Source organism: Sphingomonas bacterium (genome assembly GCF_903642285.1).
Lineage (GTDB): Bacteria > Pseudomonadota > Alphaproteobacteria > Sphingomonadales > Sphingomonadaceae > Sphingomonas.
Map to the genome: position 1 here is coordinate 1 of NZ_CAHJWJ010000016.1, position 11984 is coordinate 11984.

Below are 11984 nucleotides of genomic sequence, written 5' to 3' on the forward strand. Positions count from 1 at the left end.
ATCGCCACGATCGCCACCGCGACCGCCGCCGCCTTCGCCGCGCGGACCACGGCCACCGTCGCCGTCACGCCGCGGTCCACGCGGACCACGGTCGCCGCCTTCGCCCCGATCGCTTCTGGGCTCGCGCGCGGGACGCGTGTCCTCCAGCTCGGCACCGGTTTCCTGATCGACGACCCGCATCGACAGGCGGACCTTGCCGCGCGGATCGATCTCGAGGACCTTGACCTTGACGTCCTGGCCTTCGCTCAGGACGTCGGAGACCTTCTCGACCCGCTCGCCCCGGATCTCGGAGACGTGGACGAGGCCGTCCTTGCCGCCCATGAAGTTCACGAACGCGCCGAAATCGACGAGGTTGACGACCTTGCCGTCATAGACCTTGCCGACTTCCGCTTCCTCGACCAGGCCCTTGATCCACTTGACCGCGGCGTCGATCTGCGCCGGATCGGAGGACGAGACCTTGATGACGCCCTCGTCGTCGATGTCCACCTTGGCGCCCGTCTGCGCGACGATCTCGCGGATCACCTTGCCGCCGGTGCCGATGACTTCGCGGATCTTCGACTTGTCGATCGAGAAGGTCTCGATGCGCGGTGCGTGCGCCGAGAGTTCCTCGCGCGTGTGGTCCAGCGCCTTGGCCATTTCCCCCAAGATATGCGCGCGGCCTTCCTTGGCCTGCGCCAGCGCCTTGCCCATGATCTCCTCGGTGATGCCGGCGATCTTGATGTCCATCTGCATCGTCGTGATGCCCGCGGACGTGCCCGCCACCTTGAAGTCCATGTCGCCGAGGTGATCCTCGTCGCCCAGGATGTCGGACAGGACCGCGAAGTCCTTGCCCTCCAGGATCAGGCCCATCGCGATGCCCGACACCGGGCGCTTCAGCGGCACGCCCGCATCCATCATCGACAGCGAACCGCCGCAGACGGTGGCCATCGACGAGGAGCCGTTGCTCTCGGTGATGTCCGACAGCACGCGGATCGTGTAGGGGAATTCGTCCTTCGACGGCAGCACCGGATGCAGCGCGCGCCAGGCGAGCTTGCCGTGACCGACTTCGCGACGCCCCGGCGCACCGAAGCGGCCGACTTCGCCGACCGAATAGGGCGGGAAATTATAGTGCAGCATGAAGTTTTCGTACGAGAGCCCGGTCAGCCCGTCGATCATCTGCTCGGCGTCGCGGGTGCCGAGCGTCGTGGTGCAGATCGACTGCGTCTCGCCGCGGGTGAACAATGCCGAGCCGTGCGCGCGCGGCAGGAAATGCACCATCGCCTCGATCGGACGGATCTGTGTGGTGGTGCGGCCGTCGATGCGGGTGCCGTCCTTCAGGATGGCGCCGCGGACGATCTCCGCCTCCAGCTTCTTCATCAGCTTGCCTGCCGCCATCTGGTCCTGCGGACTGGCATCGGCGAACGCGGTCTTGCCCTTGGCGCGGGCGAGGTTCAGCAAGTCGGAGCGCTTGGACTTGTCCGTCACCTTGTAGGCGGCGGCGATGTCCTTGCCGATCAGCGTCTTCAGCTTGTCCTTGGCGGCGCTGAGATCGGCCTGCTCGGCCATTTCCCACGGATCCTTCGCGGCCTTCTCGGCCAGGTCGATGATGAGGTTGGCGGCTTCGCGGCAGGCCTTGTGCGCGAACTGGACCGCGCCCAGCATGACCTCTTCCGACAGCTCCTTGGCTTCGGATTCGACCATCATGACGGCGGCACCGGTGGCGGCGACGACGAGATCGAGATCGCCCGACTTGGACTGCTCCAGCGTCGGGTTCAGGACATATTCGCCGTCCACATAACCGACGCGCGCCGCGCCGATCGGGCCCATGAAGGGCACGCCCGAGATGGTGAGCGCGGCGGATGCGGCGACCATCGCGAGGATGTCGGGCTCGTTTTCGCCGTCATAGCTCAGCACTTGGGCAATGACGTTGACTTCGTTGTAGAAGTCTTCGGGGAACAGCGGACGCAGCGGGCGATCGATGAGACGGCTGGTCAGCGTCTCCTTCTCGGTCGCGCCGCGCTCGCGCTTGAAGAAGCCGCCGGGGATGCGGCCGCTGGCGGAGAATTTCTCCTGATAGTGGACGGTGAGCGGGAAGAAATCCTGGCCCTCCTTCACGGTGCGCGCGGCGGTGACGGCGCACAGCACGACGGTCTCGCCCAGCGTGGCGAGGACGGCGCCGTTCGCCTGGCGGGCGACGCGGCCCGTCTCGAGCGTCAGCGTCTGGTTGCCCCACTGGGTGCTTACGGTCTTGGTATCGAACATCTTGTTTCCTTCACTCCGGTCGCCAGATGCGAACGGGGCCTATGTGCGGGCTAAGCCGGCCCGCGGCGGTTCGAAGCCTGTCGTGGCTTCTGCCAGTTCGCCGAATTGCTAGCTGGCCTTGTGTCCCCGCGAAGGCGGGGACCCAGTCTGGGCACCTGCCTTCGCGGGTGAACAGGATTAGATAGCGAAACGGCCCCCCGCAGGGAGCCGCTCGTGTTATTTACGAAGCCCGAGCTTCGCGATGAGATCGAGATAACGCTGGCCGTCCTTGTGACGGAGATAGTCCAGCAGCGACCGGCGCTTGTTGACCATCATCAGCAGGCCGCGGCGGGAGTGGTTGTCCTTCGCGTGACCCTTGAAATGGCCGGTCAGATTCTTGATCCGCTCGGTCAGGATGGCGACCTGCACCTCGGGGGAACCGGTGTCGCCTTCGGCGCGGCCATGTTCCTTGATGACTTCCTGGCGGCGTTCTGCGGTGATCGTCATGTGTGTTCCTTCGACATCATATCAATATTGAAGCCGCGAACGACGCGGACGTTTCCGTCCCGGACCTCCACCAGCGCGACCGGAACATCGTCCGCGCACGCGAGATATCGGCCGTCCTCGTTGGCGATCCCGTCCAGCACGCGCCCCTGTCGGAGCGCTCCTGCCTGGGCGGGGGTGAGGGGTAGAGCCGGGATGTCGTCCAGCCCCGCCCTCAACGGCAGGAGATGGTGTTCAAGTGCGCGCGCTCTACCGGCTTCGCCCATAATGTCCAGCGATATCGCGTGTGACAGGTCGAACGGCCCGGACTTGGTGCGGCGGAGATAGGTGACATGGCCGACGGTGCCGAGCGCGACCGCGATGTCGCGCGCGAGGCTGCGGATATAGGTGCCCTTTGAGACATGCGCGGTGAGGGTGATTTCGTCGGTCCGGACGTCATCAGCCCGCTCTTCGTCACCCCCGCGAAAGCGGGGGCCCCGCTTCTGCTGGTCGGCCCAAGAAGCGTCGTCCCCGCTTTCGCTGGGATGACGGGAAAGGGCGTGAACAACCACATCCCTGCTCGCCAGCACCACCTCTTCCCCTGCCCGCGCCAAGTCATACGCGCGCGCACCGTCGACCTTGAGCGCGGAATAGGCCGGTGGCACCTGTGCGATCGGCCCGGTGAAGCGCGGCAGCACCGCCGCCACGGCCGCCAGCGTCGGCCGCACATCGGATGTCGCCACCGGCACGCCTTCCGCGTCCAGCGTATCCGTCTGCACCCCGAACCCGATCGTGAACTCATACACCTTGTCGCTGTCGAGCATCCGCCCGGCGAGCTTCGTCGCCTCGCCGATCGCGATCGGCAGTACCCCCGTCGCCAGCGGATCGAGCGTGCCGCCATGCCCGACCTTGACCTTCGCGTAGCCGGCGTCGCGCAGCACCCGCTTCACCGCGGACACGCCCTGCGTCGACCCCAGGCCCAGCGGCTTGTCGAGGATGATCCAGCCATGCATGCCGTCGGTCCTAACCCAGCGCCTGGGTAGCGGGTTGTCGGCCGAGCGCCTCCGTGAAATGCCGCCGGCACAGCGCGACATAGCGATCGTTCCCGCCGATCTCGGTCTGCTGCCCCTCGGCGATCGCTCGCCCGTCCGCATCCAAGCGCAGGTTCATCGTCGCCTTGCGCCCGCAGGTGCAGACCGACTTGATCTCGACCAGACTGTCCGCGATCGCCAGCAGCCGCGCCGATCCCGGGAACAGATCACCGCGGAAATCCGTGCGAAGACCATAGGCGAGAACCGGGATGCCGTCCGTGTCGCAAAGCCGCGCAAGCTGGTCGACTTGCGCGGGCGTCAGGAACTGCGCCTCGTCGACCATCACGCACGCCAGCGGATCCTGTGCATGCCGTTCGCGCACGCACGCCGCGAGGTCGGTCTGCGCATCGAACGGCGTTGCCGGTGCGGTCAGCCCGATCCGCGAGGTGATCGTTCCCGCCATGAACCGGTCGTCGATCGCCGCGGCGAACAGCATCGTCGCCATTCCCCGCTCGGCATAGTTGAACGCCGCCTGCAGAAGGTTGGTCGACTTCCCCGCATTCATCGAGGCATAGTAGAAATACAGCTTGGCCATCAGGCGAGCGTTTCGATCGGGATCGGGCTGTCGGGACCGGCAGCGCGGGCGATGGCGCGGTCGAATGTCGCGAAGCTGGTGGCGGAGCGCGCCGAGACGAGATGGATCAGGTCCGCAAAATCACCTCCGAGGTGAAACCGGTCGATCGCCCAGCGGACCAGCATCGGTTCCTCGACGGTCACCACAGGACGATCGATGAACCGAAGCAGCACGGATGCGATCGCAGCGCGCGAAAAGCTGTATCGCGAGCGCATGACCCATGCGGTTTCCAGCAAGACCGTCAACGTCACCAAGACCGGGTCCGCGAGCGCACGCTCGGCAATCTCGGTCTGTGCGGTGTCGTCCGCAATCAGCAGCCGTAATACGACATTCGTGTCGACAGCTTTCACCAGTCGCCGCGCAAACCGCTCTTCGACCATTCATCGGCGATCGTCTCATTCATCTCTTCGATGGTGACCGGCCGTCCTTTATACTGCGACGTGATCTCCCGGATTTCCGCCATGATCACCGCGTCCGATCGTCCGGACTTGCCGAATTGCGGCCGCAGGATCACGTCACTTCCCACCATCGAGACCGAAAACCGCTGACCCGCCGTAAGCCCGAGCGAGTAACGCACGTCCTTGGGGATAACGATCTGACCCTTTTCAGACATGGTCGTGTAAGCGTTCATGGAAGTAAGATGCGTCTTACTCGGTAGGAAGTCAATCGACGGAGCTATCCTCGCCCAGATCCTGCGCCACCTGCGGCGCGCGTAGCAGCGTGTCGATATGGGTGCCCTCGTCGAAGCTTTCGTCCGCCAAGAACTTCAGCTTGGCGGCATATTTGGTCTTCACCGCCTGTGCGACCTCGCGCTGCAAGTACGCGGTGTTGGTGCGCAGCGCCTTCAGCACGTCCGCCTCATCGCGGCCGAGCAGCGGCTTCACGAAGACCGTCGCGTGGCGCAGGTCGGGCGACATGCGGACTTCGGTGATCGAGACCATGTGCTTGGCGAGCGTGTCGTCATGCACGTCGCCGCGCTGCAGAATGGCGGACAGGACGTGACGCACTTGCTCGCCGACGCGCAGCGTACGCACGGATTTTTCGGGGGTGTCTTTGTTCATCTTTCCCTCTCCGGCAGGAGAGGGAGGGGCCCGCCCGGCGCTAGCCGAGTGGAGGGTGAGGCAGCATCTGCGCCGCTCACCTGCCCTCACCCTTCCGCCGCTCCGCGGCTCCCTCCCTCTCCCGCAGGGAGAGGGAATGGAAATTACAGCGTCCGTTCGCGCATCTCGACCTCGAACGTCTCCAGGAAGTCGCCCGCCTTGATGTCGGTGAAGTTCTGCGTGAACGTCACACCGCACTCCAGCCCGGCGCGAACCTCCGGCACGTCGTCCTTGAACCGGCGAAGCGAGGCGATCTCGCCCTGGTAGATGATGACGTCGTTGCGCGTGATGCGGGCTTTCAGCGCCTTGCGGATGACGCCTTCGGTGACCAGCAGACCCGCCGCACGACCATGTTTGCCCGCCGAGAACACCTCGCGGATTTCGGCGCGGCCGACGACCGTCTCGAACGCTTCCGGCCCGAGTTCGCCCGCCATGCCCGCCCTGATCTCGTCGACCAGATCGTAGATCACGTCGTAATATTTGAACGCGACCTTCTGGCGCTCGGCGATCTCGCGCGCCTTGGCATTGGGGCGCACGTTGAAGCCGATGATCGGGGCACCCGATGCACCCGCCAGCGTGACGTCGCTTTCGGTGATGCCGCCGACGCCCGAATGCAGCACGCGCGCCTTGATGAGGTCGGTCGAGATCTTGTTGATCGCGCCGACGATCGCCTCGACCGTGCCTTGCGTGTCCGCCTTCACGACCAGCGGATATTCGATCGCCTGCTTTTCCTTCAGCGCGGAGAACATCGATTCCAGGCTGGCCGGGGCCGATGTGGTCCGCTTGTCGGTCAGGACGCCGCGACGGTATTCCGCGACTTCGCGCGCCCGCGCCTCGTTCTCGACGACCTGCAGCGGATCGCCCGCCGAAGGCACACCGGAAAGTCCCAGGACCTCGACCGGCATCGCCGGGCCGGCTTCCTTGACCTGCTTGCCCTTGTCATCGACCAGCGCGCGGACCTTGCCGCTTTCCGCACCGATGACGAAGATATCTCCGACCTTCAGCGTGCCGCGGTTGACCAGCACCGTCGCGACGGGGCCGCGACCCTTGTCCAGCTTGGCCTCGATCACCGTGCCCTCGGCCGGACGATCGGGGTTGGCGCGCAGTTCGAGCAGTTCGGCCTGGAGTTGGATCTTCTCGATCAGTTCGTCCAGCCCGGTCTTCTTCAGCGCGGACACCTCGACGTCCTGGACGTCGCCGCCCATGTCCTCGACGACGACTTCTTCGCTCAACAGGCGCTCGCGTACCTTTTGCGGATTGGCGCCTTCCTTGTCGACCTTGTTGATCGCGACGATCATCGGGACGCCCGCGGCCTTGGTATGCGCGATCGCCTCCACCGTCTGCGGCATCAGGCCGTCGTCAGCGGCGACGACCAGCACGACGATGTCGGTCACGTCCGCGCCGCGGGCACGCATCTGCGTGAACGCCTCATGGCCGGGCGTATCAAGGAAGGTGACCTTCGACTTGTCCTTCAGGGTCACCTGATACGCGCCGATATGCTGCGTTATCCCGCCCGCTTCGCCGCGGGCGACGTCGGTGCCGCGCAGCGCGTCGAGCAAACTGGTCTTGCCGTGGTCGACGTGCCCCATGATGGTGACGACGGCGGGACGCGGCAGCAGATCGCCATCCTCTTCCTCGACCGTATCGATCGCCAGATCGGCATCGCTGTCGCTGACGCGGGTGATGTTGTGGCCGAATTCGGTCACCAGCAGTTCGGCGGTATCCTGGTCGATCGTCTGCGTCAGCGTGACCGGCATGCCCATCTTGAACAATGCCTTGACCAGATCCGCGCCCTTTTCCGCCATGCGGATCGCCAGTTCCTGGACGGTGATCGCGTCGGGCACGGCGACGTCGCGGACCTGCTTGGCCTGCGCCTCGCGCGGGCCGCCGATGCCGCGGCGTTCCTTCTCGCGCGCACGCTTCAGCGCGGCGAGGCTGCGGGCACGCGCGCCGTCACCGTCGCCCAGCGCGCGGTTGACGGTCAGCTTGCCCGATTGGCGGCGATCGTCACCCTTGCGATCGCGGAGCGACGGACGCCCGGGCAGGGCGTTTCGCGGGGTCGCGGTGCCCGCGGGCAGCGCACGTCCGGCAGTCGACGCCGCGGCTGCGGCCGCCGGCGCAGTCGGCTTTGCCGCTGCGGGGGGTGGTGGCGGCGAAGGCCGTTCGGGCCGCGCGACCGGCGAGAAGCGCCGGGGGGCGGGCATCGACGGATCGGGCTCGAGCGACGTGATCGGCGCAGGTGCGGCAACCGGATCGGATGTCTTCGGCGCAGGTGCGGCTTTCGCGACCTCGGGCTCGTGGCGGGGCGCGACTTCGGACGGCGCAGCGGCTTCGACCGGGGCGGGCTCGGGCACGGCCGGCTCGGGTGCAACGGGCGGATCCATCTGGACTCGCCGATTCTCCTCGATACGAAGCCGTTCGTCCTCGGCCGCACGCTGGCGATCGCTCTCCTCGCGGCGGCGCGCATCTTCCAGCGTGTGCATGCGCTGGTCTTCGGCTTCGCGCAGCAGCAGCGCCTGGCGTTCCTGCGCCGACAGATTACTGACCGGCGCGCGAGGCTGGGCGGGCTGTGGCGCGGTCGCGACCGGCGCTGGGGTCGCGGCCTCGATCCGGGATCCCTCCTGAACCTGGGCTTCGGGCGCTGCGCCGCCCGGGCCGAGCACGCGACGGCGCTTCACTTCGACCACGACCGTGTTCGAACGGCCATGGCTGAAGCTCTGCTTCACCTTGCCGGTTTCGACCGTGCGCTTGACGCCCAAAGGCGTGCGCATGCCGAGCTTCGGCTTTTCGTTGTCGGTGTCGCTCACTCAAATTCCTCGTGTGTCGTCACGGCCGGTAGGTCGCCGGAAAGTCCGGACGCCGATGGCCCTTGCGAGGCCGTTTCGCAAGGTACCGGGGGAAGATCGGGGCCGACGAAATGCAGCCAGCGGCCGAGCGCATCGCTCACCCGCTTTGCCGCAGCGCGGTCGGTCAGGCCGATATGTACCACATTCCCGCGGCCTAGCGCCAACCCCAATATGGTGCGGTCGATGGGCAGTGCCAAGCCCCGGACGTCACTGCCTTCGCGATCCGATCCGATCCGCCACGCCTGATCCAGCTTGCGGTTGCCGTCGGTACCGGCGTCCGAGGCGTGGTAGAGCGCATGCAGCTTGCCGCTGCGTGCCGCGGTTTCGATCCGTTCGGAGCCCGTCATCAGCGTGCCCGTCTTCGCTTCGAGCCCGAGCCGGTCGAGCGCATTGCGTTCGAGTGCGACGGCGATCATCCGCGGCAAATCGTCGGGGATCGTGATCGCCGCGCCCTTGAACGCCCGCGCCAGCGCGCCGCGCAGTTTCTTCTTGGCGATCGCGGTTTCCAGTTCGCCGCGCGGAACGCCGATCCACGCGCCGCGTCCGGGGGCCTTGGCGCGGATATCGGGCAGCACGACACCGTCGGGGGAGACCGCGAGTCGGATCAGGTGATCGCGCCCGTCGCGGTCGCGCGTCAGGATGCAGGAGCGGATGGGGTCAGTCATGCGCAGCTCCGTCATGCCGGGCTTGTCCCGGCATCCAGAGCCAACCAGACTGACTTCCGTGCGAGAACGCCAACCCTGCCTCTATATCCTGGCGAGCGAGCGCAACGGGACGCTGTATATCGGCGTCACGTCGAACTTGATCGGCAGGGTGATCCAACACCGTGAAAGCACGTTCGGCGGGTTCACCAGGCGCTACGGCGTGACAACGCTCGTCTGGTTCGATGTCGCAGATACGATGGAAGCCGCCATCACCGTCGAGAAGCGGATCAAAAAATGGCCCCGCGCTTACAAACTCAACCTGATCGAGCGCGACAATCCACGCTGGCGAGACTTGGCGGTCGACCTGGGTTTGGAACCGCTGTCCTAATCCGTCCGTCATGCCGGGCTTGTCCTGGCATCCAGAGCCGCAGGGTACAGCGGCATCGTCGGCGCGACCTACCCTGGATGCCGGGACGAGCCCGGCATGACGGAGGTTGAACCTCAGCGCCTCATTGCGAGGATTCCGCATGTGCGTCCTCCTGCGTAACGGGTTTCGCGTCGCGGTCGGCGATCAGAAGGCCGCCCGCGCCGTAGTTTTCGGTCGACACCTCTTCGATCACGATCTGCACCGCGGCCGGGTTCTTGCCGAGCCGCGCGACCAGCGAGGACGTGACGTCGGCCACAATCCCCGCTTTCTGGTCCTTGCTGGCGGTGCCCGAGATCCGGATCGACACGAAGGGCATCAGGCGTCTTCACCCCCCGATGACGCAGCAGCAGGTTCGTCCTCGAACCAGTGGGCGCGCGCCGCCATGATGATCTCGTTGCCCTGTTCGTCGCTGAGACCATATTCGGACAGGATGCCGCCCTTGGGCTCGGGCCGCTTGGGCGCATCGTCGTTGCGGCGACGCGGTTCGACGCGCTTCTTTTCGACCAGTTCGTCGGTTGCGAGATCGGCCAAGTCGTCGAGCGTCTTGATTCCCGCCTTGCCGAGCGTCACCAGCATCGCCTCGGTCAGATACGGGATCGCCGCCAGTTCGTCCTCGACACCGAGCGCGGTACGCTCTTCCTTGCTGGCAGCGTCGCGGCGTTCCAGCGCCTCGGTCGCGCGGCTTTGCAATTCAGCGGCGAGGTCTTCGTCAAACCCCTCGATCGAGGCGATCTCCTCGACCTCGACATAAGCGACTTCTTCCAGCGCGCTGAAGCCTTCGGCGACCAGCAATTGCGCCAGCGTCTCGTCGACGTCGAGTTCCTTCTCGAACATCGCCGAACGCTCGACGAATTCCTTCTGGCGCTTCTCGCTCGCATCGGCCTCGGTCAGGATATCGATCGCCTTGCCTGTCAGCTGGCTGGCGAGGCGGACATTCTGGCCGCGACGGCCGATGGCGAGACTCAGCTGGTCGTCGGGAACCACGACCTCGATCCGGTCCTCTTCCTCGTCGATCACGACGCGCGATACGGAGGCGGGCTGGAGCGCGTTGACGACGAAGGTCGCGGTGTCGGGCGACCAGGGGATGATGTCGATCTTCTCGCCCTGCATCTCCTGCACGACGGCCTGGACGCGGCTGCCCTTCATGCCGACGCATGCGCCGACGGGGTCGATGCTGCTGTCGTGGCTGATGACGCCGATCTTCGCGCGGCTGCCCGGATCGCGCGCGGCCGCCTTGATCTCGATGATGCCGTCGTAGATTTCGGGCACTTCCTGCGCGAACAGCTTCTTCATGAAGTCGGGATGCGCGCGGCTGAGGAATATCTGCGGGCCGCGATTCTCGCGCACCACCTTCAGGATCAGCGAGCGGATGCGGTCGTTGACGCGCACCACTTCGCGCGGGATCTGCGCGTCGCGGCGGATGACGCCTTCGGCGCGGCCCAGGTCGACGACGACATGCCCGAACTCGACGCGCTTGACGACGCCGGTGATGATCTCGCCCGCGCGGTCCTTATATTCCTCGAACTGGCGCTCGCGCTCGGCGTCGCGGACCTTCTGGAAGATAACCTGCTTGGCGGCCTGCGCAGCGATCCGGCCGAATTCGATCGGGGGCAGCGGATCGACGATGTAGTCGCCGACGACCGCGCCGTCCTGCAGCTTCTGCGCGTCCTTGACGGATACCTGCTTGAAATAATCGTCGACGCCCTCGACGACCTCGACGACACGCCACAAACGGAGGTCGCCGGTCGTCGGATCGAGCTTCGCGCGGATATCGTTCTCCGCGCCGTAGCGCGAGCGGGCGGCGCGCTGGATCGCGTCCTCCATCGCCTCGATGACGATGCCCTTGTCGATCATCTTCTCCGATGCGACCGAATTCGCGATCGCGATCAGTTCCGCACGGTTGGCGGTGACGGCGGTGGCCATTATTCCTGTCCTTCTTTCACGCTATCGTCTTCGGACATCTCGTCGTCCTCGAATTCGTCGGCCCCTTCGGCGGACAGCGGCTGGGTCGCCGCGATCAGCCGATCGGTCATCATGAGCTTCGCCCCGTCGATCCGGTCGAACCCGACCGTCATCGGCCCATGCCCGCGAACGTCGATCGACACCCGGTCGCCCTCCGCGCCGATCAGGTCGCCGGTCAGCTGCTTGCGCCCGTCGATCGGTTCGACGAGGTGGAGGCGCGCCTCATGCCCCGCCCAGTCGGTATAGTCCGCAAGCCGGGTCAGCGGCCGGTCGATGCCCGGCGAACTGACCTCGAGCCGATACGCCCCCTCGATCGGATCGCGGCCCTCCGCCTCCAGCGCGTCGAACACGTCGGAGATGCGGCGCGACAAGGCGGCGCAATCCTCGATCATCAGCTGGCGGGTCTCGGGATGCTCCGCCATCACCTGCAAGGTCGGGTCCGACTTCCCGCCGGTCATCTTCACGCGGACGAGCGCGAAGCCGAGTGCGGAGGCTTCGGGTTCGATCAGTCGGGTGAGGGCGGCGGTGTCGGTCATGCAGCTCGCGAATCGGGTACGGGGCGTTGCCGCCGCGGAGTAGGACCCCGCAGCCTCTTCACCGATGACGATGTCGAGTAAGCAAGCGCGCTATACGTCGG

13 protein-coding genes are annotated in these 11984 nt (G+C 66.0%); 1 reads left to right on the forward strand and 12 read right to left on the reverse strand.

Translation table 11 applies throughout. The annotated features are described in order from the left end of the window. The 9 genes from pnp to HUU99_RS09430 all read right to left on the reverse strand — a co-directional run. A partial coding sequence (pnp, locus tag HUU99_RS09390) for a polyribonucleotide nucleotidyltransferase (protein ID WP_174286321.1) occupies positions 1–2241 on the reverse strand: 2241 nt, incomplete at its 3' end. A 216-nt stretch (positions 2242–2457) separates the two neighbouring features. Next, positions 2458–2727, reverse strand: coding sequence for a 30S ribosomal protein S15 (gene rpsO / locus HUU99_RS09395; protein WP_174286322.1), 270 nt, complete (start codon positions 2725–2727; stop codon positions 2458–2460). Then, the gene (truB, locus tag HUU99_RS09400; protein ID WP_174286323.1) at positions 2724–3716 is read right to left on the reverse strand and encodes a tRNA pseudouridine(55) synthase TruB; all 993 of its coding nucleotides are present in this window, start codon (positions 3714–3716) and stop codon (positions 2724–2726) included. Before truB ends, rpsO begins: the two co-directional genes overlap by 4 nt. A gap of 10 nt (positions 3717–3726) precedes the next feature. Continuing rightward, positions 3727–4329 (reverse strand): thymidine kinase, encoded by a 603-nt coding sequence (locus HUU99_RS09405; RefSeq protein ID WP_174286324.1) that lies wholly within the window; start codon positions 4327–4329, stop codon positions 3727–3729. Then, on the reverse strand, positions 4329–4748 hold the full coding sequence (locus HUU99_RS09410) for a type II toxin-antitoxin system VapC family toxin (RefSeq protein WP_217430809.1): 420 nt from the start codon (positions 4746–4748) through the stop codon (positions 4329–4331). The genes HUU99_RS09405 and HUU99_RS09410 overlap by 1 nt, the downstream gene beginning before the upstream one ends. Then, positions 4715–4999, reverse strand: a complete 285-nt coding sequence (locus HUU99_RS09415; protein ID WP_174286326.1) for an AbrB/MazE/SpoVT family DNA-binding domain-containing protein — start codon at positions 4997–4999, stop codon at positions 4715–4717. The genes HUU99_RS09410 and HUU99_RS09415 overlap by 34 nt, the downstream gene beginning before the upstream one ends. Positions 5000–5030: 31 nt before the next feature. Next, positions 5031–5429, reverse strand: coding sequence for a 30S ribosome-binding factor RbfA (rbfA, locus tag HUU99_RS09420; RefSeq protein ID WP_174286327.1), 399 nt, complete (start codon positions 5427–5429; stop codon positions 5031–5033). Positions 5430–5572: 143 nt separating this feature from the next. Next, entirely contained in the window at positions 5573–8275 is a 2703-nt protein-coding gene (gene infB, locus HUU99_RS09425; protein ID WP_174286328.1) for a translation initiation factor IF-2, read from the reverse strand. Further along, positions 8272–8979, reverse strand: coding sequence for a DUF448 domain-containing protein (locus HUU99_RS09430; RefSeq protein WP_174286329.1), 708 nt, complete (start codon positions 8977–8979; stop codon positions 8272–8274). Before HUU99_RS09430 ends, infB begins: the two co-directional genes overlap by 4 nt. A 13-nt stretch (positions 8980–8992) precedes the next feature. On the opposite strand from HUU99_RS09430, the gene HUU99_RS09435 reads away from it, so the two are divergent. Continuing rightward, entirely contained in the window at positions 8993–9346 is a 354-nt protein-coding gene (locus HUU99_RS09435) for a GIY-YIG nuclease family protein (RefSeq protein WP_174286390.1), read from the forward strand. Positions 9347–9467: 121 nt separating this feature from the next. Here the strand turns inward: HUU99_RS09435 and HUU99_RS09440 are convergent, their stop codons facing one another. The 3 genes from HUU99_RS09440 to rimP are packed head-to-tail and all read right to left on the reverse strand — an operon-like array spanning position 9468 to position 11883. Further along, positions 9468–9701 (reverse strand): tautomerase family protein, encoded by a 234-nt coding sequence (locus tag HUU99_RS09440; RefSeq protein WP_174286330.1) that lies wholly within the window; start codon positions 9699–9701, stop codon positions 9468–9470. Further along, positions 9701–11308 carry a transcription termination factor NusA gene (gene nusA, locus HUU99_RS09445; protein ID WP_174286331.1) on the reverse strand — a complete coding sequence of 536 codons (1608 nt, stop codon included), beginning with the start codon at positions 11306–11308 and terminating at the stop codon, positions 9701–9703. Before nusA ends, HUU99_RS09440 begins: the two co-directional genes overlap by 1 nt. Then, a complete protein-coding gene (rimP, locus tag HUU99_RS09450; RefSeq protein WP_174286332.1) occupies positions 11308–11883 on the reverse strand; it encodes a ribosome maturation protein RimP in 576 nt (191 codons plus the stop codon). The genes nusA and rimP overlap by 1 nt, the downstream gene beginning before the upstream one ends. Positions 11884–11984 lie beyond the last annotated feature (101 nt).